Annotated in this window: 23 protein-coding genes; 11 read left to right on the forward strand and 12 right to left on the reverse strand. The window is 72.1% G+C overall.

Annotated features, from left to right (window positions below):
• Positions 1-15 precede the first annotated feature (15 nt).
• The 5 genes from LIP_RS14210 to LIP_RS14230 all read left to right on the forward strand — a co-directional run bounded on the left by LIP_RS14210 (position 16) and on the right by LIP_RS14230 (position 4,232).
• A complete protein-coding gene (locus tag LIP_RS14210; RefSeq protein ID WP_068139809.1) occupies positions 16-1,017 on the forward strand; it encodes a biotin--[acetyl-CoA-carboxylase] ligase in 1,002 nt (333 codons plus the stop codon).
• An 86-nt stretch (positions 1,018-1,103) separates the two neighbouring features.
• Positions 1,104-1,727 (forward strand): biotin transporter BioY, encoded by a 624-nt coding sequence (locus tag LIP_RS14215; RefSeq protein WP_198409564.1) that lies wholly within the window; start codon positions 1,104-1,106, stop codon positions 1,725-1,727.
• A 5-nt stretch (positions 1,728-1,732) separates the two neighbouring features.
• On the forward strand, positions 1,733-2,608 hold the full coding sequence (locus tag LIP_RS14220; RefSeq protein WP_082726662.1) for an ATP-binding cassette domain-containing protein: 876 nt from the start codon (positions 1,733-1,735) through the stop codon (positions 2,606-2,608).
• Positions 2,605-3,489, forward strand: a complete 885-nt coding sequence (locus LIP_RS14225) for an ATP-binding cassette domain-containing protein (protein WP_144440519.1) — start codon at positions 2,605-2,607, stop codon at positions 3,487-3,489. The genes LIP_RS14220 and LIP_RS14225 overlap by 4 nt, the downstream gene beginning before the upstream one ends.
• Entirely contained in the window at positions 3,486-4,232 is a 747-nt protein-coding gene (locus LIP_RS14230) for an energy-coupling factor transporter transmembrane component T family protein (RefSeq protein WP_068139815.1), read from the forward strand. Before LIP_RS14225 ends, LIP_RS14230 begins: the two co-directional genes overlap by 4 nt.
• Here LIP_RS14230 and LIP_RS14235 read toward each other — a convergent pair.
• From LIP_RS14235 to LIP_RS14245, 3 genes are all read right to left on the reverse strand, one after another.
• On the reverse strand, positions 4,226-5,620 hold the full coding sequence (locus LIP_RS14235) for a M20/M25/M40 family metallo-hydrolase (protein ID WP_068139817.1): 1,395 nt from the start codon (positions 5,618-5,620) through the stop codon (positions 4,226-4,228). The two genes, LIP_RS14230 and LIP_RS14235, sit on opposite strands and share 7 nt — an antisense overlap.
• 94 nt (positions 5,621-5,714) lie before the next feature.
• Positions 5,715-6,116 carry a hypothetical protein gene (locus tag LIP_RS14240; protein ID WP_068139820.1) on the reverse strand — a complete coding sequence of 134 codons (402 nt, stop codon included), beginning with the start codon at positions 6,114-6,116 and terminating at the stop codon, positions 5,715-5,717.
• Entirely contained in the window at positions 6,113-6,694 is a 582-nt protein-coding gene (locus LIP_RS14245) for a Gfo/Idh/MocA family oxidoreductase (protein WP_068139823.1), read from the reverse strand. Before LIP_RS14245 ends, LIP_RS14240 begins: the two co-directional genes overlap by 4 nt.
• Positions 6,695-6,817: 123 nt before the next feature.
• On the opposite strand from LIP_RS14245, the gene LIP_RS14250 reads away from it, so the two are divergent.
• From LIP_RS14250 to LIP_RS14260, 3 genes are all read left to right on the forward strand, one after another.
• Positions 6,818-7,894 (forward strand): mannose-1-phosphate guanylyltransferase, encoded by a 1,077-nt coding sequence (locus LIP_RS14250; protein WP_144440520.1) that lies wholly within the window; start codon positions 6,818-6,820, stop codon positions 7,892-7,894.
• Positions 7,895-8,182: 288 nt separating this feature from the next.
• Positions 8,183-9,493 carry a glycosyltransferase family 4 protein gene (locus tag LIP_RS14255; RefSeq protein WP_068139824.1) on the forward strand — a complete coding sequence of 437 codons (1,311 nt, stop codon included), beginning with the start codon at positions 8,183-8,185 and terminating at the stop codon, positions 9,491-9,493.
• Positions 9,450-10,532, forward strand: coding sequence for a hypothetical protein (locus LIP_RS14260; protein WP_068139827.1), 1,083 nt, complete (start codon positions 9,450-9,452; stop codon positions 10,530-10,532). The genes LIP_RS14255 and LIP_RS14260 overlap by 44 nt, the downstream gene beginning before the upstream one ends.
• On the opposite strand, the gene gltA is transcribed toward LIP_RS14260, so the two are convergent.
• The 6 genes from gltA to pstS all read right to left on the reverse strand — a co-directional run bounded on the left by gltA (position 10,470) and on the right by pstS (position 16,303).
• A complete protein-coding gene (gene gltA / locus LIP_RS14265; RefSeq protein WP_082726386.1) occupies positions 10,470-11,993 on the reverse strand; it encodes an NADPH-dependent glutamate synthase in 1,524 nt (507 codons plus the stop codon). The two genes, LIP_RS14260 and gltA, sit on opposite strands and share 63 nt — an antisense overlap.
• Positions 11,994-12,120: 127 nt before the next feature.
• Positions 12,121-12,324, reverse strand: coding sequence for a hypothetical protein (locus LIP_RS14270; RefSeq protein ID WP_068139829.1), 204 nt, complete (start codon positions 12,322-12,324; stop codon positions 12,121-12,123).
• 123 nt (positions 12,325-12,447) lie between these two features.
• The gene (locus LIP_RS14275) at positions 12,448-13,203 is read right to left on the reverse strand and encodes a phosphate ABC transporter ATP-binding protein (protein ID WP_068142121.1); all 756 of its coding nucleotides are present in this window, start codon (positions 13,201-13,203) and stop codon (positions 12,448-12,450) included.
• Between the two features lie 67 nt (positions 13,204-13,270).
• The gene (gene pstA / locus LIP_RS14280; RefSeq protein WP_198409565.1) at positions 13,271-14,173 is read right to left on the reverse strand and encodes a phosphate ABC transporter permease PstA; all 903 of its coding nucleotides are present in this window, start codon (positions 14,171-14,173) and stop codon (positions 13,271-13,273) included.
• Positions 14,170-15,135: a phosphate ABC transporter permease subunit PstC gene (gene pstC, locus LIP_RS14285; RefSeq protein WP_068139834.1), complete on the reverse strand. Its 966-nt coding sequence runs from the start codon at positions 15,133-15,135 to the stop codon at positions 14,170-14,172. The genes pstA and pstC overlap by 4 nt, the downstream gene beginning before the upstream one ends.
• Positions 15,136-15,256: 121 nt before the next feature.
• Positions 15,257-16,303: a phosphate ABC transporter substrate-binding protein PstS gene (gene pstS, locus LIP_RS14290; RefSeq protein WP_198409566.1), complete on the reverse strand. Its 1,047-nt coding sequence runs from the start codon at positions 16,301-16,303 to the stop codon at positions 15,257-15,259.
• A gap of 300 nt (positions 16,304-16,603) precedes the next feature.
• Here pstS and LIP_RS14295 point away from each other — a divergent pair, with 300 nt between their 5' ends.
• Entirely contained in the window at positions 16,604-16,864 is a 261-nt protein-coding gene (locus LIP_RS14295; protein ID WP_068139837.1) for a GlsB/YeaQ/YmgE family stress response membrane protein, read from the forward strand.
• A 125-nt stretch (positions 16,865-16,989) separates the two neighbouring features.
• On the opposite strand, the gene LIP_RS14300 is transcribed toward LIP_RS14295, so the two are convergent.
• Positions 16,990-17,172, reverse strand: coding sequence for a hypothetical protein (locus LIP_RS14300; protein WP_068139839.1), 183 nt, complete (start codon positions 17,170-17,172; stop codon positions 16,990-16,992).
• 235 nt (positions 17,173-17,407) lie between these two features.
• Here LIP_RS14300 and LIP_RS14305 point away from each other — a divergent pair, with 235 nt between their 5' ends.
• The gene (locus LIP_RS14305; RefSeq protein ID WP_068139842.1) at positions 17,408-19,081 is read left to right on the forward strand and encodes a cobalamin B12-binding domain-containing protein; all 1,674 of its coding nucleotides are present in this window, start codon (positions 17,408-17,410) and stop codon (positions 19,079-19,081) included.
• 79 nt (positions 19,082-19,160) lie between these two features.
• On the forward strand, positions 19,161-20,780 hold the full coding sequence (gene asnB, locus LIP_RS14310) for an asparagine synthase B (protein ID WP_068139845.1): 1,620 nt from the start codon (positions 19,161-19,163) through the stop codon (positions 20,778-20,780).
• A 15-nt stretch (positions 20,781-20,795) separates the two neighbouring features.
• On the opposite strand, the gene LIP_RS14315 is transcribed toward asnB, so the two are convergent.
• Both LIP_RS14315 and LIP_RS14320 read right to left on the reverse strand, forming a co-directional pair.
• Positions 20,796-21,935: a DegT/DnrJ/EryC1/StrS family aminotransferase gene (locus LIP_RS14315; RefSeq protein WP_082726387.1), complete on the reverse strand. Its 1,140-nt coding sequence runs from the start codon at positions 21,933-21,935 to the stop codon at positions 20,796-20,798.
• Positions 21,925-22,911, reverse strand: coding sequence for a Gfo/Idh/MocA family protein (locus LIP_RS14320; RefSeq protein WP_144440521.1), 987 nt, complete (start codon positions 22,909-22,911; stop codon positions 21,925-21,927). The genes LIP_RS14315 and LIP_RS14320 overlap by 11 nt, the downstream gene beginning before the upstream one ends.
• Between the last annotated feature and the right edge of the window lie 258 nt (positions 22,912-23,169).

Raw genomic sequence — 23,169 nt, forward strand, 5'->3', positions numbered from 1 at the left:
TGGAGGAGGTTCCCGGTGGAGACGGTCGTCCTGGTCCTCCAGTCCCTCAAGGCGGCGCGGGGCGGCTGGGTCTCCGGAGAAGCGTTGGCGTCCTCCCTGGGGCTTTCCCGGAACGCCGTCTGGAAAGCGGTGAACGCGCTCCGCCGCCGGGGCTACGCGGTGGCGGCCAGCCCCCGCCGGGGCTACCGGCTTGCGGCCGCTCCGGACCAACCCCTGCCCGAGGAGGTCTTCCCGGACCCCGTTCCAGAGCTCGTCGGCCTCGAGCCGGGCTCCACGTTCCACCTGGAATACTTCCCCGAACTGCCCTCCACGAACGACCATCTCCGGCGGCTGGGCCGGCAGGGGGCGCCCGAAGGAACGGTGGTGGTCGCCGAGCAGCAGACGGCCGGCCGGGGGCGGCGGGGGCGGGAGTGGGCATCGCCCCCCGGGCTGGGTCTCTGGCTTTCCGTGCTGCTCCGCCCACCCCTTCCCGCCCGCGACGCACCCCTCCTGGCCTTGATGGCGGCCGCGGCGGTCCGTGCAGCCGCGGAGCAGGTCGCCGCTGTGGACGCGCGGGTGAAGTGGCCCAACGACGTGATGGTCCCTCAAGGGAAGGTCTGTGGGGTGCTGGCCGAGCTGGATGCCGAGCTGGACCGGATCCGGGCCTGCATCCTGGGCGTGGGCCTCAACGTGAACCAGACCGCCTCGGACTTCCCGCCCCATCTGGCCGGGAAGGCCGCCTCGCTGCGAATGGCCGCAGGGCGCCCCGTGCACCGGGCGGAGCTCCTGCGATGGGTCCTGCGCCACCTGGGGGCCCGCTACCGCCAGGTGCTGGTCGAGGGCTTCGAGCCGTTGCTCGAGGAGGTGCGGGCCTTCTCGGCCACCCTGGGGCGGCCCGTGACCGTGGAGGAGGCCGATCGAACCTGGCCCGGCCTGGCCGAAGACCTGGCGCCCGACGGGGCGCTCCTGGTGCGGCCGGCATCGGGAGGTGCCCCGGTCGCCGTTTACGCGGCGGACGTCTCCATCCGGCCGGCATGAGCCTGCCCGGCAGGACGACGGAACCGCCCGGACCGCGGGAACGCCGCGCGTGCCCGCGGCGGCAGGACCATCGGGAGGTGATGCTCGTGCCTTCGTCGGATCTTGTCCCGGAGCGCTCGCGGCAACCAAGCCCCGCGCCCGGCGCCCCGACCAGGACCTTGGCCCGTGCCGCCCTCTTCGCGGCGCTCACCGCGGCCCTGGCCCACGTAAGCCTGCCGCTTCCCTTCTCACCCGTCCCCCTGACGGGGCAGACCTTCGGCCTGATGCTCTCGGGCCTCCTGCTGGGAGCCCGGTGGGGGGCTCTTGCGCAGGGGGCCTATCTCCTGATGGGGGCATCGGGGCTGCCGGTCTTCGCTGGTGGCGCCGCCGGCCTGGGCGTGCTGGCCGGACCCACCGGCGGCTACCTTCTGGGGCACGTGGTGGGCGCCTTCGTCGTGGGCTGGGTCGCCCAGCGGCTGCCCGGCGCGGGCCGCATCCGGGCCGTGGCCGCCGCGCTTGCGGGCGGGGTGGGCGTGGTCTACGCCCTGGGCGTGCTCCAGCTCGCCCTGGTGACCGGCATGGGCTGGAAGGCGGCGCTCCTGGCCGGGGCCCTTCCCTTCCTGCCGGGCGACGTGCTGAAGGCGCTGGTGGCCGCACTGGCCGCCGAGCGGCTCACCGCCGCGGTACCGCACCTGGCGGGCGGCCCCCTCCGCACGCCGGAAGGCTCGTGACCGGCGTGCTTCCTGCCACCGGCGAGCCCTTCCTCAAGGCGGAGGGCGTGCACCACGCCTACCCCGGGCCGGGCGGTCCCATCCCTTCCCTCCGGGGGGTCACCCTCACCGTCGCCCGGGGGGAGTGGGTGGCGGTGGCGGGTCCCAACGGATCGGGTAAGTCCACCCTGGCCCGGATTCTGGGAGGCCTCACGGCGTGGGACGCCGGCCAGGTCTGGGTGGGCGGCGAGCCGCTCACCCCCGGCCGCCCACCGCTCCGGCCGCGGGTGGGTCTGGTCTTTCAGGACCCGGAGAGCCAGGTGGTGGGCTCCACCGTGGAGGAGGACGTCGCCTTCGGCCCGGAGAACCTGGGCCTCCCGCCGGAGGAGATCGAGCGGCGGGTGGCGGCGGCCGTGGAGGCCGTGGGCCTGGCCGGCCTCCGCCGCCGCCCCACCCGGCAACTCTCCGGCGGGCAGCGGCAACGCCTGGCCGTGGCGGGCGCCCTGGCCATGGAGCCCGACGCACTGGTCCTGGACGAGCCCACCTCCATGCTGGACCCCCGAGGCCGCCGCGAGGTGCTGGCCGCCGTCCTGGGGCTGGTGCGGCGCCGGCGGCTTGCGGTCCTCTGGACCACCCACCTGCTGGACGAAGCGCTCCTGGCCCACCGCCTGCTGGTGCTGAGCCGGGGCCGGGTGGTGGCGGACGGGGCCCCCGCAGCGCTCCTGGCAAGCCACGGCGACCTTCTGGAGGGCTGGGGGCTGCGGGCGCCCGCCCTCATCCGGCTGGCCGAGGGCCTGCGCCAGGCGGGCGTGGCGGTACCCGAGCAGGCGAGCACCGTGGAGGCCGTGGCCGGCGCCGTGGCGCGGGCGTGGCGCTCCCGTCTCCGGGGGCGGGTCCCGTGATCGAGCTCCGGGCGGTAAGTCACACCTATCCTTCCGAGGGGAAAGCGTCCCGGCCGGCCCTGCGGGAGGTGAGCCTCCGGATGGGCCGGTCCGAGGCCGTGGCCCTGATGGGTGCCACCGGGGCCGGCAAGTCCACCCTCGCCCAGGTGATGGCGGGGTTGATCCGTCCCACCTCCGGCGAGGCCCTCTGGGACCGGATGCCGGCCTACGCTGCCCTCCGGGGGCGTCCCGAGCCCGGCCGCCGGAGCCATCCGAAGGAACCGGCGCGCCTTCCCGTGGCCTACCTCTTCCAGTACCCGGAGCACCAGCTCTTCGAGGCGACGGTCTTCGACGACGTGGCCTTCGGCCCGCGCAACCTGGGCCTGCCGCCGGGAGAGGTGGAGGACCGGGTGGGCCGGGCCCTGGAGGCCGTGGGGCTCGACCCGGCCACGGTGGCCGGGCGGTCGCCCTTCGCCCTCTCGGGGGGCGAGCAGCGCCGGGCGGCCCTGGCCGGCGTGTTGGCCCTGGAGCCCGAGGTCCTGGTGCTCGACGAGCCCACCGCCGGGCTGGACCCTGCCGCGGCCGAGGCCCTGATGCGGCTGCTGGACCGGCTTCACCGGAAAGGAACGGGGCTGGTGGTGGTCACCCACCGCATGGAGGAGGTGGTGGGGCTGGTCAACCGGCTGCTGGTGCTCCATCAGGGTAGGCTCGCCCTGGACGCTTCGCCCGTGGAGGCCGTGGCCGACCCCGCCCGCCTGGCCGCCCTGGCGGTGGACCCGCCCACGGCGGCGCGGCTCGCGGCCCGCCTGCGGGAGCGCGGCCTGCCGCTGCCGGCCCACCTCCTGGACGTGGAGCCGACGCTGGAGGCCATCGCCCGCCTGCTTCGGGGGAAGGAGCCGTGAACCACCGCCCTGGCGCCCTGGCGCGACTGCTGCTCTCCCTGGCCTTTGCGGCGGCGGCCTTCCAGGTGGAAAGGATCCAGGGCCTGCTCTGGCTGGGCGGCATCGCCGCCCTGGCCGCGTGGGTCGGGCGGGTGCCCCCGCGCCGGCTGGCGCGCACCCTCCTCCCCGTCCTTCCCTTCGCGGCGCTGGCGGCCCTCCATCCTCTGCTGGCAGCCGGCCTGGCCCCCGCCAGCGCCCTGGACGGTTCAGGCGGTGTGGCAGCCGCGGGTCCGGCCCGGGCTGTGCTCGCGCCGGGCCGCCTCTTGCTGCTCGTGGCCGGGGGCGGGTTGGCCTCCCTCACCACGCCGGCGCCCCGGCTCCTGGAGGCCTGGGAGCAGCTCTTGCGCCCCGCGCGCCGCCTGGGCCTGCCGGTCCGCGACCTGGTCTGGACCACCGCTCTGGCCCTCGGGTTTCTCCCCCTCCTGCGGGAGGAGGTCTCCCGGGTGATCCTGGCCCAGAGGGCTCGGGGGTCCGGAGTGCGCCGGTGCGGCTGGAAGGGCCGGGCCCGGGCGCTCCTGGCCGTGGTGGTGCCCGTCGCGGCCCGGGCCTTGCGGCGGTCCGAGGAGCTCGGCGCGGCCCTGGACGCCCGGGGCTTCCGCGCCGCCCGCGACCCCGACCCCCGCCGGCGCCCCTGGTGCCTGGCCGACTTCGTGGTCGTGGTCCCCGGCCTTGCCCTCCTGGCCTGGGTCGCGTGGCGTTACTGAGGCCGCCCCTTCAGGAGTCCATCCTCTGCGTCGAAGCCCGCCAGCAACCGCACCACGTGCTCGATGCCCCGCCAGTAGTCTCCAAGCCGGATGTGCTCATCGGGCGCATGCGGTCCCGACCCGTGGTAGGCAACCCCGGGCCCGTTCACCACCGGCAGCCCGAGCGTGTCCACGAAGAGCGCGGCCGGGCCCGTTCCGGCCGATCGGGGTTTCAGGATGGGATCCACGCCGTAGGTCTCCCGCGCCGCGGCCGCCACCCGCTCCACCAGGGGATGGTCCAGGGGCGACTGGCCCGGGTCCTCGGACCCGCCGTCCACGACGCGCACGTCGCGAAAGCCCCGCCGCGCCAGGTGATGCTCCAGCTTCCGCAGGCAGTCCGATGCGGACTGGTTCGGAACCAGGCGGAAGTCCACCCGGGCCCGCGCCTCCGACGGGAGCACGGTCTTGCTGCCAGGTCCGGCGTAACCGGCGAAGATGCCGCTCACGTTACACGTGGGCTCCACGAAGAGCGCCCGGGGCGCGGTCCGGCCCTGGCGCCGGCTCTCGAGCTCGACGAGCCCCCACGCCTGGGCGAGGGCGCCCTCGTCAAGGGGGTAGGCGTCGACCAGACTCAGCTCCTCCGGCGACGGCGGCCGGACCCGGTCGTAGAAGCCGTCCACCAGGATCCGGCCGCTGCCGGGGTCGTAAAGGGTCCGCAGCGCCTCCAGCAGGTGCCACACGGGATTGGGCGCCAGGCCGGCCAGGCTGGAATGGAGGTCTTCCCTGGGACCCCGAACCACCAGCTCCACGTAGAGCATCCCCTTGCAGCCGGCCTCCACCTCCAGGCGGCCGTGGGCACCGATCTCGCCCCCTTCCCAGAGACACCCGTCGGCCTGGAGCTGCCGCCGGTGGGCCGAAAGGAGCCTGCCGAGGCCGGGGCTTCCCACCTCTTCGCCGCCCTCCACCAGGAAGATCACGTTCACGGGGATCCCGCCCGCCACCTGCTGCAGAAGCTCCACCGCGTGGAGCCGGGCGAGGAGCGCGCCCTTGTCGTCCGCGACGCCCCGGGCGTGGAGGCGGTCTCCCGCCAGGCGCGGCTCGAAGGGAGGGCTTGTCCAGCGCTCCAGCGGTTCGGGGGGCTGGACGTCGTAGTGGTTGTAGAAGAGGAGGGTCACCGGGGCGCCACGCTCCAGCCGCCCGTAGATCACGGGGAAGGCTCCCGGGCCGTGCCACCACTCCACCTCGGCCCCGAGCCGCTCCAGGGTGCGCGAGACCAGCCCCGCCATGGCCTCCATGCCTTCGCCCGTCGCAGCCACGCTGGGTTGCCGGCAGTAGGCGAGGAGCTCCTGAAGGAACAGCTCCTTCCGCCCGGCAAGGCCTCCCAGCGCCGCGTCCGCGAGACGTGCCATCCTCCCAGCCCCCTTCCGGCCGGTACCTTCCTCCCGCCTGGCAGGCCTTCCTCCCCAGCAGCGGCCCCGTGTGTCCAGCCCCGGACGGCACCGATCAGGCGCCGATGCTGGCCACGTCCACCGCTTCCCCCGTAGCGGCGGACCGGTAGGCGGCTACCGTCACCCGCAGCCCCGCGGCCAGCTCCCGCAGCGCCCGCCGGTCGCCCCGCCGCAGGGCCGCCAGCGCGGCGTCCAGGCCTGCCCCTGGGTCCGGCGGCCGCGCCGGCAGCTTGAGCTCCGCCGCCTCGCCCGGCAGCAGGTCCGGCGTGTGCAACCAGAGGGTGCCGGTCTCGTCCAGCCGGAGGCTCCCCGCGGCCCCGGTGAGCTCCACGGACGGCCGGGGATGGTCCCCCCACGCCAGCCTGGCCGTGCACCATCCCTGGGTGCAGCGCACGTGCACCCACGCCACGTCCTCGACGCCCAGGGGGCGCAGGAGGCTGGCCAGCGCCGCCGTCACCGACAGGGGTTCCCCCAAGAGGCCGGGGAGTTGCCCGAAGACGGGGGGCCCAGCCGAAGCAGGACCCCGCCCGCGGCGGCGCGGGGATCCGTGGAGGCGCCGGGGTCCCCGGGCCCCCGGTCTCGCGCAGGATCCTGCTCGGCCCGGACCTCCAGGAGACGCGGGGGTCCCACCATCCCCTTCCCGGCCGCGTGGAGCACCCGCCTCAGGCGGGGGGAGGGCGCCAGCGACCCCACGGGCAGGAGCATGGCCTCGCCTTCCCCGCCGCGCCGCACCAGATCCTCCAGGGCCGTGGGATCGGGAGGTGGAGGGCTCGCCAGGAGGACGTGCCGGCCCGCCTGGAGGCAGGCCCGTACCAGCGGCGGGACCCGGGCGGGCGGCGCCATCAGGTGGACCGCCTCCACCGCGTCCTGCCGCAGCAGCCCCTCCACATCGAGGACGGGTGCTGCCCCCGGCGCCCGCGCCGCCGGTTCGAGGACGTCGCCCCCCATGGCGACGAGGCGGCCGTTGCGGGCGTGCGCCCACGCGGCCAGGGCCTCGCGCCAGGGACCCTCCTCGGCCCAGAGGGCGACGTTCACGTGCGGGATGGCTTCCCAGAGATAGGCCAGGGGCCTCGTCCTTTCCGGAAGGGGGGTTCGGTAGGAAGTCCGGGCTTCCCTGACCAATAGTCCTCAAGGGAGAGCCGCGGGAGGGATGCTGTTGTGATCGGAGCCTGCATCATGGCCGGCGGGCAGGGCGAGCGGTTCTGGCCGGCGAGCCGCCGGAAGTACCCGAAGCAGTTCCTGCCCCTCCTGGACGGCAAGAGCCCGCTCCAGGAGACGGTGGCGAGGTTGGAAGCGCTGATCCCCCTGGAACAGACGTATGTGGTGACCACCGAGTCCTATGCTGAGCAGGCAAGGGAGCAGCTTCCCGAGCTTCCCGAGGAGAACCTGATCCTGGAGCCCGTGGGCCGGAACACGGCGGCCTGCATCGGGTTGGCGGCGGTGGTGATGGCGGAACGTCTGGGCGGCGACGCGGTGATGGCCGTGCTTCCCGCCGACCACTGGGTTCGCCCCGTGGACGCCTTCCAGGAGGTCCTTACCGCGGCCATGCAGGCGGCCGCGCAGGACGACTGGCTGGTGACCCTGGGCATCCGGCCCAGCCGGCCCGAGACGGGGTACGGGTACATCCGCCACGGCTCCGAACGGCTGCTGGTGAACGGGGCCCCGGCGTACCTGGTGGAGGCGTTCGTGGAGAAACCGAGCCGTGAACGGGCCCAGCGCTACCTGAGCGACGGCCGCTACCTCTGGAACAGCGGTATCTTCGCCTGGCGGGTGGCCACCATCCTCGACCAGCTCCAGCGCCACCTGCCTGAGATCCACGAACCGCTGGAGGCCGTGCGGCCCGCGGTGGGCACCCCCCGTTTCTGGGAAGTGGTGCAGCGGGTCTATCCGGGCCTTCCGGCCATCTCCATCGACTACGGCGTCATGGAGCGGGCCGAGCGCATCCTCGTCTTCCCCGGAAGCTTCGCCTGGGACGACCTGGGGAGCTGGCCTGCGCTGACCAGGGTCTTTCCCACCGATGCCGCGGGCAACCTAACGCGCGGCAAGGTGGTACTCGAGGACGTGCGCGGCTCCATCGTCCACGCCAACGGCAAGTTGATCGCCGCCCTCGGGGTGAAGGACCTGGTCGTGGTGGAGACCGAGGAGGCCATCCTCGTCTGCGAGCGCGAGCGGGCGCAGGAGCTGCGCCGGTTGGTGGAAAGGATCGCCGAGGAAGGGTACGAGTCGTACCTGTGAGCCACAGCCGGCTCGGGCCGGCCCCGGGCGAGTAGGGTTTGTCCCATGTTGGCTCTTTCTGGTACAATGAGGCTTGCCAGGTCGACCGGACCCAGCGTTTCCCCTTTCTTCCATCGGACGTCCTCCCGTCGTGGGGAGGCCACTCGCTGCCATGAACAACCTCCACGTCGGCCGCCTGCATCGGTGCGGCAGCCGGCGCGGCGCGGGGTCGGGTCGCCTGGGCAGGCCATGCCTTCCCGGGCGGGTCTGGTCCCGCCGCGGCGGCACATCGCGAAAGGAGATTGTGAAATGGCGCGTGCGGTCTGCTTCGTCAGCACCTATCCCCCCAGGCAATGTGGCATCGCCACCTTCACCCGTGACCTGATCCAAGGCCTGCAACGGGCTACGCCCGCCGGGACGGTGCGGGCGCGGGTCCTGGCCATGGGCGACGGCGCCCGCTACCCGTACCCGTCCGAGGTGGCCCGGGAGATCCCCGAGGCGGATCCGGCGGCCTACCCGGAGGCGGCCAGGGTCATCAACGCCTCGTGCGACGTCGTCTCCCTCCAGCACGAGTACGGGATCTTTGGCGGCGAGCACGGGGCGCACGTCCTCCACCTGATCCGCGCCCTGGAGCGGCCCCTGATCACCACCCTGCACACGGTGCTTCCCGATCCGAACCGCCAGGAGCTCCGGATCCTCCAGGAGCTGGCGCGCCGGTCTGAGCGGGTGGTGGTGATGAGCCGCGCGGCCCTCCCGATCCTCGCCCAGCGGTACCGGGTGCCGGTCTCGAAGATCCGCCTGATCCGGCACGGTGCACCCAGCCTGCCCTTCGATCCCACTGCCAAGGCGCGCCTGGGCCTGGAGGGGCGCATGGTCGTCTCCACCTTCGGTCTCATCGGGCCCGGCAAGGGCCTGGAGTATGCGATCGAGGCGGTGGGGCGGCTGCGGATCGTGCACCCGGAGGTCCTCTACCTGGTGCTGGGGCGCACGCACCCCCGGCTCCTCACGGGGGAGGGGTCCGGCTACCGCCGGCGCCTGGAGGAGCGGGTGCGGGACCTTCACCTGGAAGATCACGTCCGCTTCGTGGACCGTTTCCTGAGCCGCGGGGAGATCGCCCTCTACCTTTCGGCGACCGACGCGTACCTCACCCCCTACCCGGGCCGGAACCAGATTTCCAGCGGCACGCTCACCTACGCCCTGGCCGCGGGGCGTGCCATCGTCTCCACTCCCTATCTCTACGCCCAGGACGTCCTGGGCGACGGCCGGGGCCTCCTGGTCCCCTTCTCCGACGCCGACGCCCTGGCCGGTGGGTTGCAGCGGCTCCTGGAGGAGCCTGGGCTCCTCCAAACCCTGCAGCACCGCGCGCGGGCCTTCGGAAAGCAGCTCTCGTGGCCGGCGGTGGCCATGCAGTACCTGGACGTGTTCCGCGAGGTGGCGGCCGAGCCCGAAGGGCGAGAGACGGTCCCGGCCCCGGGCGCGGGGCCGGTGCGGGCGCCGGTGCCGGCGGGTAGGGTCGCTCGCCCCGTGCCGTTGCCGGCGGCCCCGGCCACCATGGGCACCGAGAGGGGGGAGGCCGGTGGCCGTCGCGCCGGACGACCATCGGGTCTGGCCGCCCCTTAAGCTCGACCACCTTCGGCGGCTGACGGACAGCACCGGACTGCTGGAACACAGCTGGGGAGCCGTCCCCAACCCGATCGAGGGCTACACGGTGGACGACAACGCGCGGGCCCTCGCGCTGGCGGCTCGTTTGCAGGCCGTGGGTGAGGGAGAGGGTCTCGGCCTCGCCATCCGGTACCTGAGCTTCCTGCTGTACGCCGTCCTGCCCGACGGCCGGTTCCACAACGACGTGGCGTACGACCGGTCCTACGAGGACGCGGTGGGCGCCGAGGACACTCAGGGGCGCGCCGCCTGGGGCCTGGGCGAGCTCCTGGCCGTCTTCGGGGGAAGCCCCGTTGAGCTGCCGTCCCGCCGGTTGTTGGCGGGCCTCTGGCCTCACCTGTCCCGTCTCTCCGCCCCGCGGGCCCAGGCGTACGCCCTGCTGGGCCTCGGGGCCGTGGCAGAGACGGGCGATCCCCTGGCCGGGCCCGCCCGAGAGCTCCTCCCGGCCCTGGCGGGTCACCTGGAGGCGCTCTACGACGCGACCCACGACGGGGAGTGGCGCTGGTTCGAGGACCGGCTCGCGTACGCCAACGCCCGGCTGCCCCAGGGCCTCCTGACGGCGGCACGGATCGCGGGCGACGACGGATGGGGCGCGAAAGGCCTGGAGAGCCTTTCCTTCCTCTGGGAGCTCCTCTGGCAGGACGACCACCTGGAGCTCGTGGGCAATCGGGGATGGCACCGCCGCGGCGGCGCCATGGCCCGTTTCGATCAGCAACCCCTGGATGCGGCGGCCATGGTGGAGGCCTGCCTGGCAGCCCACGAGTTCACCCGCGACCCCGAGTGGTACCGCCGCGCGGTGCTGGCCTTCGAGTGGTTCCTGGGGCGGAACGCCATCGGCCAGCCCCTCTACCACCCCGAGACGGGCGGGTGCCGCGACGGGCTCCAGCCCGACCGCGTCAACGCCAACGAGGGGGCCGAGTCGACCCTCTCCTACCTCCTAGCGCGCCTTGCGCTCGAGCGCAGCCGCGCGCCGGGGGGTGCGCAGGCCGACTCCGCCTGAGACCGGGACCGCTTCGGGCGCCGGGGGCCACGGGGCTTCCCCGACCGCCCGGGCCCCCAGGTACCGCTCGATGGCGGCCGACGCCTTCCGGGCGGCGGCCACCGCGTGGATGACGGTGTTGGCCCCCGTCACGCAGTCGCCCCCCGCGAAGACGCCGGGGCGGCTGGTGGCACCCGTCTCCTCATCCACCACCAGGCCTCCCCACGAGGTGGCCTCGAGCCGCCCGCCTTCCACCAGCAACCGTTCGGGCGCGTAGCCGATGGCCAGGATCACCGTGTCCACCGGCACCACATGCTCGCTGCCCTCGACGGGAACGGGCCGCGGGCGCCCGGAGCGATCGGGTTCTCCCAGGCGCATGCGGATCAGCTCCATGGCCTGGAGCCGGCCCTGGTCGTCGCCGATGAACCGGGTTGGGTTGACCAGGTACTGGAAGCGGACGCCTTCCAGGCGGGCGTGCTCCACCTCGATGGGGCGCGAGGGGCTCTGCTCCTCAGCACGCCGGTAGACCACCGACACCTCCTGGGCCCCCAGGCGGACCGCGGTGCGGGCGGCGTCCATGGCCGTGTTGCCCGCACCGACCACGGCCACCCGGCGGCCCACTGCGGGCGGGGCCAGCTGCTCGGCAGGCAGGCGGCCGCCCAGGCGGTCGGCCATACGGGCCGCCTGCGCCCGCATGAGGAAGTCCTTGGCGGTCCAGACGCCCTCCAGGTCCTCTCCGGGCACGCCCATGGTGGACGCCTCGTTGGCCCCGGTGCCGATGAAGACCGCGTCGTACTCCTCCAGGAGTTGGTCCAGGGAGACGTCCTCCCCCACCCGCACGCCGGTCCGGATCTCCACCCCAAGCTGCCGGATGCGCTCCACCTCCCGGTCGATGACCGGCTGGGGCAACACGTACTCGGGGATGCCGTAGGTCATCACACCCCCAGGGACCGCCCAGCTCTCGAACACGGTCACCCCGTACCCTTTCCGCCCCAGGAAGTGGCTCACCGCCAGCCCGGCAGGACCGGCGCCGACCACGGCCACCCGCTCGGGGCGCGGCCGGGCGCCGGGGGCCCGGAGTTCCACCTGGTCCAGGTGCTCCAGCGCCCAATCGGCGAAAAAGCGCTCGAGCGCGCCGATCTTGATGGGATCCCCCCGCTTGGCCATGACGCAGAAGCCCTCGCACTGGTTCTCCCAGGCGCAGACCCGGCCGGTGCACGCGGGCAGGGCGTTCCGGGTCCAGTCCAGCTCCGCGGCCTCCGCCAGCTCCCCTTCCGCCAGGTGGTCGATGAAGTCGCGGATCGGGTTGCCGTTGGGGCAGCCGTCCTGGCAGGACGGCGTGGGGCACTGGAGGCACCGTTGGGCCTCCAGCACCGCCTCCTCGTAGGCGTACCCCTGGTTCACCTCGGCGAAGCTCGTGGCGCGCTCTTCCACGGGAAGCTGGTGCGCGGGCACCTGCTGCCAGTTGACCTTCCGTCCCACGTCGAGACGCCCCCTTGCCGGTGCGGGCGATGCCCTCTCATCGCCCGCCTGCGAAACCCCTCACTTTCACACTCTTCGCTGCGCTCACCCTCCACCCTCCCCGCGGCGGGGACAGGAGGATGGGTCCTCAGGCGCCCAGGCCCAGCAGCTCCCAGAGCATGGCCAGCACCACGGCCAGCCCCATCGCCCCCACCACGGCCGTGGGCACCCGGCGATCGACCCTCTTCAGGAGATCCGGAGCGGCGACGGCCACCACCGCGGTCACCAGCGCCCCGGCCAGCAAGACGATGAGGCTGGCTCCCAAGGTTGCGAGCAGAGCCGGAACAGGCATGGCTCCCTTCCTCCCCGAACGGCGGCACACCGGGACGGACACCCCGGTGGTGCGCCTGCTGCTTCTGATACTCCATTCGACCTGGCCGATCCGGACCCTGCCCGCGCCCGCCGGCGCTGCCGATCAACCGAAGCGACCGGTGATGTAGGCCTCCGTCTGCTCGTGGGAGGGATTGGTGAAGAGCTGCTCGGTGGGGGCGAACTCGATGAGGTGCCCCAGGAGGAAGAAGGCGGTCATCTGCGAGACCCGGGTGGCCTGCTGGACGTTGTGGGTCACCAGCACGACGGTGTAGCGCTCGGCGACCTGGAGGATCGTCTCCTCCACCTTGCCCGAGGAGATGGGGTCCAGGGAAGAGCAGGGCTCGTCCAGCAGCAGCACCTCCGGCTCCACCGCCAGGGCCCGGGCGATGCAGAGCCGCTGCTGCTGGCCGCCCGAGAGGCTGAGGGCGGGATCGTAGAGCCGATCTTTCACCTCGTCCCAGAGGCCGGCCTGGCGGAGGCTCCGCTCGGCGATGGCCTCCAGGTTCCGGTGGCGGCCCGGCAGGAGGGCGAGGCCCGCCACCACGTTCCCCAGGATGGACAGGGTCGGGAAGGGGTTGGGGCGCTGGAAGACCATGCCCACCCGCCGCCGGATGCGAACGGGATCCACGTCCGGGCCGTAGACGGGCTCGTCACCCAGGAAGACCTGCCCCGAGACCCGCCCCCCCGGCGACTCCTCGTGCATCCGGTTGATGCACCGCACGAAGGTGGACTTGCCGCACCCCGAGGGACCGATGACGGCGGTCACCGTCTGGGCCGGAAGGGTGATGGTCACGTCGTGCAGCGCCTGGAAGGCGCCGAAGGCAGCGTTCAGGTGCTCGACTCGAACGGGTACCGCCACGTTGCCCAACCTCCTGTTCTTCCCCGCACCGCCGGGCGCCGGGGCCGGGGTTCACCGAGAGGCGCGCTCAGCGCCGATCGTAGCGGGACCTTCCAAGGATCCGCGAGAGGATGTTGGTCCCCAGCACCATGCCTACCAGCACCAGCGCGCCGGTCCAGGCCTGCTGGTGCCACTCCTCGTAGGGTGAGACCGCGTAGGTGTAGATGGTGACGGGCAGGGACGCGATGGGGTTGGAGAGCCCCTGATGCCAGAAGGCGTTGTTCAGGGCGGTGAAGAGGAGCGGCGCCGTCTCACCCGCCACCCGGGCCACAGCCAGCATGATGCCCGTGAGGATCCCGGGCAGGGCCGTGCGCACCACCACCCGCAGGGTGGCGAGCCAGGCGGGGATCCCCAGCGCCAAGGCGGCCTCGTTCAGGTCGCGCGGCACCAGTCGGACCATCTCCTCGGTGTTGAGGGTCACCAGGGGGATCATGAGCATGCCCAGGGCGATGCCGCCTGCCCACGCCGAGTAGGTCTTCATGGGGAGCACCAGCAGGCCGTAGACGGCCAGGCCCACCACGATGGACGGCACCCCGTTGAGGACCTGCGCCACGAATCGGACCGCGTCCGCCAGCCGGCCGTGGGACCGGGCCAGGAAGATCCCGCCCATGACGCCCACCGGGACGCCCACGACACTGGCCAGCGCCACCAGGATGGTGGAGCCCACGATCGCGTTGGCCATGCCCCCGCCCGGCACCCCCACGGGCTTGGGCAGGTGGGTGAAGAAGTCCAGGCTGAGCCCACGGATACCCGACTGCCCCACGTAGATCAGCAGGCTGAAGAGGGGCGTGACCACCACCAGGACGCTCAGCACCATGAGCGCCTGCATGACCCGGTCTTGCCAGCGGCGCCGGCGCACGCTCCGCTCCACCTGACGCTCCGAGAGCCCCAGCTGCGTGCTCCGGGCCGCCACGCATCCCGGCTCCATCATGCCCCGATCACCCCTGTCGCCGCGCTGCGCCCCCGAGCCTTGCGTTCCACCCGGATCACGAGAATCCTGGCCACGGCGCTCAGCAGAAAAGTGACCCCGAAGAGCACCAGCCCGATCTCCGCCAGGGCGGAGACGTGCATGGGCACCACGGCCTCGTTGAACTCGCTCGCGATGACGCTGGCCATGGTGTGCGCGGGGGAGAAGAGGGAGAGGGAGATGACCGGCTGGTTGCCAATGACCATGTTGACGGCCATGGTCTCACCCAGGGCCCTTCCCCACCCCAGCACCACCGCACCCACGATGCCCGCCCGGCCGTAGTCGAAGACCACCTTCATGGCCTCCCAGCGGGTCGCGCCCAGGGCCAGCGCCGCCTCCCGCTGGCTGCCCGGCACGGCCCGGAAAACCTCCCGCGAGACGGCCGCCACCGTCGGGACGATCATGATGGCCAGGATGACCCCGGCACTGAGCATGCCGATGCCGTACGGCGCCCCGCTGAAGATGGGAAGGAAGCCGAGGCCGCTGGCGACGATCTTCATCTCGAGGGCCCGGATCAGGGGCACCAGCACGAAGATGCCCCAGAGCCCGTAGACCACGCTGGGGATGGCCGCGAGGAGCTCCACCAGGAAGGAGACCGGGTCGCGCAGCCAGCGGGGCGCGAGCTCGGAGAGGAAGAAGGCCACGCCCAGCCCCAGGGGAACGGCGAGAAGGACCGCGATCGCGGACGAGACCACCGTGCCGAAGACGAAGGGCAGCGCCCCGAACCGCTGCTGGATCGGGTCCCACTGGGTGCCGGTGAGGAAGCCCAGGCCGTAGCGGGCCACGCTGGGCCGCGCCACCTGCCCGAGCTCGTCCAGGATCACCGCAGCCACCGCCAGGACCAACAGGCCGAAGACCACCAGCACTCCTCGGAAGAGCCGGTCGCCCCGGTTGACCGTTCGCGCTTGATGGATGGGTAGGCTCATCAGACGCCTCCTGTCGGGCGCCGGGGCCGGACCCGGCACCCTGTTCTTCGAACGCGCCGTGGGGCCGGGGGCGCGGCGTCCCTCGCCCCCGACCTCGCCTCGAGCTTCGACTCGACGACGCTCACCGCTTCAAGAGCGGCTGCCCGTCATAGGTGATGGAGGCGATCTTCTCCTCCACCATCTTCACCACGTTGGCCGGCAGGGGCGCGTACTCCAGCTGGCGAGCGAGCTTCTGCCCGTCGTGCACGGCCCACCACAGGAAGTCGACCAGCGCCTGCCCCTTCTTGGCGTCCTCCTGTTCCTTGTAGACCAGGAGCCAGGTGAAGCCGGCGATGGGGTAGCCGTTCGGGTCCGGCGTGTTGACGATGATCGCCCGCAGGTCCTCGGGCATCGGCTTGTTGGCCGCCAGGCTCGTGGCCTCCAGGGAGGGCAGGACGAACCGGCCCGACTGGTTCTGCAGGGCGGCGTAGGACATCTTGTTCTGCAGGGCGTAGGCGATCTCCACATAGCCGATGGCCCCGGGGATCTGGCGCACCAGCCCGGCCACGCCGGCGTTGCCCTGGCCGCCCAGGCCCACGGGCCAGGCCACCGAGGTGCCAGCGCCGACCTTCTCCTTCCACTCGGCGCTGATCTCGCTCAGGTAGTTGGTGAAGATGTTGGTGGTGCCGCTGCCATCCGAGCGCCGGGCCACCGCGATGGCCAGGTCGGGCAGCTTGACCGAGGGGTTGAGCTGGGCGATGCTCTCGTCGTTCCAGCGGGTGACCTTGCCCAGGTAAATGTCGGCCAGCACCTCAGGCGACAGCTTGAGGCCGGTGTCGACCCCCTGGAGGTTGTAGACGACGGCCACCGAGCCGATCACGGTGGGGATGTGCAAGAGCTCGCCCGGCGCGGCGGCCAGCTGCTCGTCGCTCAGGGCGGCGTCGGAACCGCCGAAGTCCACAGTCTGGGCGGTGATCTGGCGAATGCCGCCGCCGCTGCCGATCGCCTGGTAGTTGATCTGGACGCCCGATTTCACCGAACGGTAGGTATCGAACCAGAGCGAGTAGATCGGGTAGGGAAACGTGGCGCCGGCGCCGTTGAGCTGGAGCGTCTGAGCCGACGCTGCCAGCGGGGTCAGAACCAGGGCCCCTACCAGCATGGCCCCCAAGATGCGTCGAGGCGACTTCAAGCGTTGGACCCTCCTCGGAAAGTAGCTTCCGTACCGCGCGCGGTCGACTCGTCCACGGACCGCTATCAGCCTACCGGGAACCAGTTACGATGCAGTTGCTCCTGTGTGAACGGGAGGTAACAAATTGTCGAAAGCCGGCGGATCCCTTTGCCAGGCCGCTAGAACCGTGTTTTCGAGCGCGCGGTGGACATCCGGGAGCCGACGGTCTATGATGGTAGTGGTTGGTCGGGGTGGCGGGTTCGGGATCTCTTGGGTCTCTTGGGCCCGCCCCACTTGGACCAGGGAGGGAGGGTCTCGCACATGGAAACGGCCGGTTGGGTGACGGTGGTGGTCGTCGGCCTGGTGGTCGGCTGGCTGATCCAGCAGTACGCCGTCAGCAAGAAGTACCCCGGCGGCTGGTGGCTCAGCCTGATCGTGGGGCTGGTGGGCGCCTGGGTCGGCGCAGCGTACCTCGGCTCCTGGCTCTGGATGCTGGGCGGCGCCAACGTCATCGGCAGCATCGTCGTCGCGGCGGTTCTTTCATACGTCGTCGGCCTTTTCGGTTCCGAGGCGAAGGTCTGACTCCCTGACGCGTCGCGACCCCACATGAGCCAAAGGGAAGGATGCGAACGACGAGGCCGGCTCCGGTGAGCCGGCCTTGGCGGTTCGCTGTTCGACGTGCGAGAGGGCCTCGGGATCCCGGCCGCCTAGCCCAGGATCCCCACCAGGAAGAGGATCAGCGCGGCCAGGGCCGCACCGGCCATGGCGGCCATGCTCGTGGTCAAGAGGCCGGTGACGAGCCAGGCCAGCACGGAGGCCCCTCTGCCCCCGCGGCGCATCTCGAACCCTTCCACCTGCGCTTCGGTCGCCTTCGGCTGCACCATGGCCATCCATCTCACCCTTTCCCGGAACGCTCGCCGTCTCAGGCACCAGAGTCCTTCGTTACCTCGTCTTCAGGCTACCACGAGAGGTTTGCACCACCCTTGCCCGCAGCTTGCAAAAGTCTGGCGCCGCGTGCGACCGCGCGGGCCGGGGAGTCCCGCCCGGCGGGCGGGCCTCGTTTGACCCCACCCCCCGAGCGTGTTAGCATGGGAATGCCCATCCGCCGTCAAAGGAGGTAGGAGCATGACCCAGGAGCGTCGCTCGCCGCGCACCTTGCTGGCGGCGGCCATCGGAGACTGCGTCCACGTGGCCGGTCTGCACGCCGTGCTCCGCATCGCGCGGGCCGCGGGGTACCGCACGGTGATGCTGGGGCCCGCAGTGGCTCCGGAGCGGGTGGTGGACGCCATCCGGGAGCACGATCCCGACGTGGTGGCCCTCAGCTACCGGCTCTCCCCCCAGGCGGCGGCCAACGTCTTGCGGGCCTTCGAGCGCCGGGTGCGGGAGGCGGGCCTGGCCCGCCGCCGCTTCGTCTTCGGGGGCACGCCCCCCGTCTGCCGCCTGGCGGAGCGCATCCGTCTCTTCGAGCGGACCTTCGACGGGAGCGAAGGGCCCGAGGCCGTGGAGGCGTACCTCCGCGGCGTGCCCCTGGAGGACCGCACCCCTTCCTGGCCTCAATCCCTGCCCGAGCGGGTCGCGGCCCGGCATCCCGAGCCGATCATCCGGCACCACTACGGCCAGCCCAGCTACGAGGAGACCCTGGCCGGCGTGCGCGTGCTGGCCGAGTCCGAGAGCCTCGACGTCATCTCCCTGGGGGTGGACCAGAACACCCAGGAGCACTTCTTCCACCCCGACCAGGCGGACCCGCAGCAGGACGGCGCCGGCGGCGTTCCGGTACGGACGCCCGAGCAGTTCCGGGCCCTCTACGAGGCGTCCCGCACCGGGAACTACCCCCTCATGCGCTCCTACTCGGGCACCCGCGACCTGATCCGCATGGCCGAGGTGTTGCACGAGACGATCCATCTGGCCTGGGGAGCCATCCCGCTCACCTGGTACAGCGTGCTGGACGGGCGTTCAGACCGCTCCCTGCACGAGACGCTGGTGGAGGCCCAGGAAGCCATGCGGTGGCACGCGGCCCGCGGCATCCCTGTGGAGATGAACGAGTCGCATCACTGGAGCCTCAGGGACGCCCACGACACCGTGGCGGTGGTGATGGCGTACCTGGCCGCCCGCAACGCTCGCGCCGCGGGGGTGCGCCACTACGTGGCCCAGTACATGTTCAACACCCCGCCCGAGACGTCGTTCGCGATGGACCTGGCCAAGATGCTGGCGAAGGTGGAGCTGATCGAGTCCCTTCAGGGGCCGGGCTTTCAGGTCTTCCGGGAGACACGCGTCGGGCTCCGGTCGCACCCCCACGACCTGAACGAGGCCAAGGGCCACCTGGCCGCTTCCGCCTTCCTCCAGATGGCGCTGAGACCCCACATCCTCCACGTGGTCGCCTTCAGCGAAGCGGACCACGCGGCCACCGCGCCCGAGATCGTCGAGAGCTGCCGCATCGCACGCGGCGTCGTGCGCGACGCGCTGGGCGGGAGCCCGGATCTCACTGCCGACCCCCGGGTGCGGGCTCGTAAGGAGGAGCTGCTCTCCGAGGCCCAGGTGCTCCTGGACGCAATCGCCTCCCTGGCGCCCGCGGGCGTCGCGGACCCCCTGACCGACCCCGGCACCCTCACCCGCGCCGTCAGCATCGGCTTGGTGGACGCGCCGCACTTCCTGGGGAACCCGGCGCCCGAGGCCCGGGGCGAGGTGGTCACCCAGCCCGTGGACGGCAAGGTCGTGCCCGTCGACCCGGAGACGGGGCAGGTCCTCTCCGAGCGCGAGCGGGTCGAGAAGGTGCTGCGGCGGGCCGCGCTGGTGCGCTGAGGATCGAGCCTCCGGGCACCCGCCCTGTTCGGGCACCGCCTTTCGTCCCCGAACCATTCCACGAGGAGGTCATGCACCCATGTGCGGCATCGCCGGCGGCTTCGGCCGCCCCAACGCCCCAACCGTGGAGCGCATGCTCACCCGCCTGCACCACCGCGGGCCCGACGACCAGGGAACCTGGGCCTCAGCCGGTATCGTGCTCGGCCACACGCGCCTGAGCATCATCGACCTGGAGACGGGGCACCAGCCCATCGCGAGCGAAGACGGCCGGGTGGTGGCCGTGGTCAACGGGGAGATCTACAATTACCGGGAGCTCCGGGCCCGCCTCCAGGCCGGGGGCCACCGCTTCTGCACCCAGAGCGACAGCGAGGTGTTGGTCCACCTTTACGAGGATCGGGGACCGGCGATGGTCGAGGAGTTCGACGGCATGTTCGCGCTCGTCCTCCACGACCGGGCCTCGGGCCGGCTGCTCCTGGCCCGGGATCCGCTGGGCATCAAGCCGCTCTACGGGGGCGTGGCCGGCGAGACCTTCTACTTCGCCTCCGAGATCGGCGCCCTCCTGGAGGCGACCGATCGGGTCTGGGAGTTTCCCGAGGGCACCCGCCTCGTGCTGGAGCCGTCCGCCCCGCTCGACGGGCTGAAGGATGCCCCGGGCCCGGACGACACTTACGCCTTGGAACCTTACTGGCAGATCCCCGAGGGGCCGCCGGATGTGAGCGATCCCCGGACCGCGCTGGAGGGGGTCCGCGAGCGGCTCCGCCGCGCGGTGGGGAAGCGCCTGCTGGCCGACGTGCCCGTGGGGGTCTTCCTCTCGGGCGGGCTGGACTCGAGCCTCATCGCCGCATGGGCCCGCCGCCTGACCTCCGGCACGCTGCACTCGTTCGCCGTGGGCCAACGCGGCTCCGACGACCTGCGCTACGCGGCCCAGGTGGCCGCCGCCCTGGGAACCGAGCACCACGAGTACACCTATGGCGCCGAGGACCTCGAGGAGGCCCTGCCCACGGTGATCCGGCACCTGGAGTCCTACGACCCGGCCCTGGTGCGGAGCGCCGTCCCCACCTACTTCGTCTCGCGCCTGGCGCGCCGCCACGTGAAGGTGGTCCTGTCGGGCGAGGGCGCCGACGAGCTCTTCGCGGGCTACGAGTACCTGAGGCGCATGGATCGACAGCGGCTCCACCGGGAGCTCCGCACGGTCACGGCCGCCCTGCACAACACCAACCTCCAGCGGGTGGATCGCATGTCCATGGCCCACGCGCTCGAGGCGCGGGTTCCGTTCCTGGACCTGGAGATGATCCGCTGGGCCTTCCGCCTCGATCCGTCGGTGAAGCTGCGGGGCGCGGAGCAGGTGGAGAAGTGGGTGCTGCGCCAGGCGGCCGAGGGACTCCTGCCCCCGGAGGTGGTCCACCGCGGGAAGGCCAAGTTCGCGCACGGCACGGGCACCAGCGGGCTCCTGCGGAAGATCGCCCGGCGCCGGGTCGCCCTGGAGGATCTGAGGCAGGCCCAGCGGCGGGCCGAGCGCGCCGGGTCACCGGTATCGGCTCGGGCTCCCGCCCGCTCGCGGGAGGAGCTCCTCTACTACCGGATCTTCCGGGAGCACTTCCCCCAGGAGGCGGTCTTGCACACGGTGGGCCGCACCCGGAGCGTCATCCCCGGCGAGCTGGGGGACGAAAGAGAGGCCGCCCAGGGCGCGACGGCCTGAGCCGGCGGCCTCGGGTCAGCGGAGGTCCTCCTCTTCCCAGCGAAGGATCGCTTCGGCGACGCGCTCCCGCTCCTCGGGACCCACCAGCGGATGGACGGGGATCGAGAGCACCTGGGCGGCCAGCTCTTCGGCCGCAGGAAGCTCGCCGCCGCCGGCCACGTCGAAGCGTCCGGCCAGCGAGGGCTGCCGGGTGAGGGGCCGGGGGTAGTGGACGGCGGCGCCGATGCCCTCCTCCTTCAGGTAGGCGGCCAGCCGGTCGCGCCGCTGGTCGTCGGGGCCAGGCACCCGGAGCGTGTACTGGTGGTAGACGTGGCGGTACCCCGGCGGCGCCACGGGCACCTGGAGGGAGTGGCCGGCCAGGGTCGCGTCGTAGTAGGCGGCGTTGGCCCTCCGGACCTCGGTCATGGCCTCCAGGCGCTCCAGCTGGCCGAGGCCGATGGCCGCCGCCACGTTGGTCATGCGGTAGTTGAAGCCGAGGGTCTCGTGGAAGTAGTGGCCCGTTTGCCCATGGTGGGCCGCCAGCCGGGCCCGTTCGGCCACTTCGGGATCGGTGCTCGCCACGCACCCGCCCTCGCCGGTGGTCAGGTTCTTGGTCGCGTAGAAGCTGAAGGCCGCCGCCCGGCCGAAGGATCCCACCGGCTGCCCGTCGATGGAGGCCAGGTGGGCCTGGGCGCAGTCCTCCACCACCGTCAGCTCGTACCGCCGGGCCAGCTCCATCAGCTCCGGCATGGGCGCGGCCAAGCCGTAGAGGTGCACCACCAGCAGGTAGCGGATGGCCGGATCAGCCCGAAGCGCCTCCTCCACCGCCTGCGGATCCAGGTTGCCCGTGGCGGGCGAGACGTCGGCGAAGACCGGGCGGGCGCCGCAGTAGAGGACGGCGTTGGCCGTCGCGACGAAGGTGAAGGGCGTGGTGAGCACCTTGTCCCCGGGGCGGACGCCCACGGCCAGCAGGGCGGCGTGGAGTGCGGCCGTGCCGTTGTTGGTCGCCACCACGTACGGAAGGCCTTGGGCGGCCCCGAAGGCCTCCTCGAACTGGCGGACGTAGGACCCCTCCGCGAGCTGCCCCGAGTCCAAGACTTCTCGAACCAGGTCGTGCTCGCGCTGGGTCAGGAAGGGGCGCGCGATGGGGATGGACGGCTTGAGCTCAGAGGGCAGCGGCCATTCCCCTCTCTGCGACCCGCCCGTAGATGTCCCGCTTGATCACCTGCACCAGCTTGAGGGCGGCCAGCCCCGTCTCGCCCGAGACCAGCGGGTTCTTCTGGGTCTCGATGCAGTCCAGGAAGTGGCGGATCTCCTCGGCCAGCGGCTCCTGGGCCGGAAGATAGATCTGCTCCAGCACGCCCTTCTGGCGGTAGGTGCCGTTCCGGGACGCCCGCCCGATGGGGTTGCGCGTGATGGTGATCCGCCGCTCCACGTAGTCGGCCACGATCCAGGACGCGGGGCTCGAGAGCTCCATGCGGCGGACCCGGCTCGCGGTCACCCGGCTCGCGGTGACGGTGGCCAGGGTTTCGTCCCCCAGCTGGAGCATGGCCACCGCGTAGTCGAGCTGGTCCGGGTTGTGGAGGGAACGGCCGATGCCCCCCACGTGCTGGATGGGCGGGGCGAAGAGCATGGTGAGGATGTCCAGGTCGTGGATCATCAGGTCGAGGATCACGTCGGCGTCCACCACCCGCCCGTCGTAGGGGCTCAACCGCTGGACGTTCACGGCCGTGATGGGCTCCTCGCGCACGATCCGCTGCAGCTCGGTCACCACCGGGTTGAACCGCTCCACGTGGCCCACCTGGAGGGTGCAACCCTGGGCCCGCGCCATCTGGAGGAGGCGTGCACCCTCCTCCACCGTCGAGGTCATGGGCTTCTCCAGCAGCACGTGCGCCCCCAGCTCCAGGAAGTCCGAAGCCACCTGGAAGTGCAGCGACGTGGGAACGGCGATGCTGACGGCGTCCACCTCGCGCAGGAGGTCGTGATAGTCCGTGTAGGGCCGGCAGCCGTACAGGTGCGCCACCTGCTGGGCCTGCGCGGCCTCGATGTCGGCCACACCCACCAGCTTGACGCGACCGGGCATCTGAGAGTAGATTCGAGCGTGATTCTTCCCCATGCTGCCCACCCCAACGACCCCTACGCGCAACGCCAAGCTGTCCACCTCTTTCTGCGTCGTCCATCAGACGGTCTGTTGTCGCGTCGGGCGTGCCGATCGGGCGAAAGTGCAAGGTCCCCCATTCGAACCTTCTCCTGAAAGGCCCCGAACCCTTCGCTCCCGCCAGGGCGTCCCTGATCCCCGGCAGGTCCCCTCAACCTAGTAGCATCGGCAGGCGCCGCCCATCCCTGGAGCCGGCGCGATTCGCTTTCCCACGGCCACCGGGGCGACTCGGTCCTATCATGTACCATCACG

The organism is Limnochorda pilosa (genome assembly GCF_001544015.1).
GTDB classification, from domain to species: Bacteria; Bacillota; Limnochordia; order Limnochordales; family Limnochordaceae; genus Limnochorda; species Limnochorda pilosa.

Coding starts and splice junctions, on each gene's coding strand:
- LIP_RS14270 (WP_068139829.1), bottom strand. CDS start 12,324: ATGCCTGTTCCGGCTCTGCTCGCAACCTTGGGAGCCAGCCTCATCGTC.
- LIP_RS14300 (WP_068139839.1), bottom strand. CDS start 17,172: ATGGCCATGGTGCAGCCGAAGGCGACCGAAGCGCAGGTGGAAGGGTTC.
- LIP_RS14305 (WP_068139842.1), top strand. CDS start 17,408: ATGACCCAGGAGCGTCGCTCGCCGCGCACCTTGCTGGCGGCGGCCATC.
- pstA (WP_198409565.1), bottom strand. CDS start 14,173: ATGATGGAGCCGGGATGCGTGGCGGCCCGGAGCACGCAGCTGGGGCTC.
- LIP_RS14235 (WP_068139817.1), bottom strand. CDS start 5,620: ATGGCACGTCTCGCGGACGCGGCGCTGGGAGGCCTTGCCGGGCGGAAG.
- pstC (WP_068139834.1), bottom strand. CDS start 15,135: ATGAGCCTACCCATCCATCAAGCGCGAACGGTCAACCGGGGCGACCGG.
- LIP_RS14295 (WP_068139837.1), top strand. CDS start 16,604: ATGGAAACGGCCGGTTGGGTGACGGTGGTGGTCGTCGGCCTGGTGGTC.
- asnB (WP_068139845.1), top strand. CDS start 19,161: ATGTGCGGCATCGCCGGCGGCTTCGGCCGCCCCAACGCCCCAACCGTG.
- LIP_RS14255 (WP_068139824.1), top strand. CDS start 8,183: ATGGCGCGTGCGGTCTGCTTCGTCAGCACCTATCCCCCCAGGCAATGT.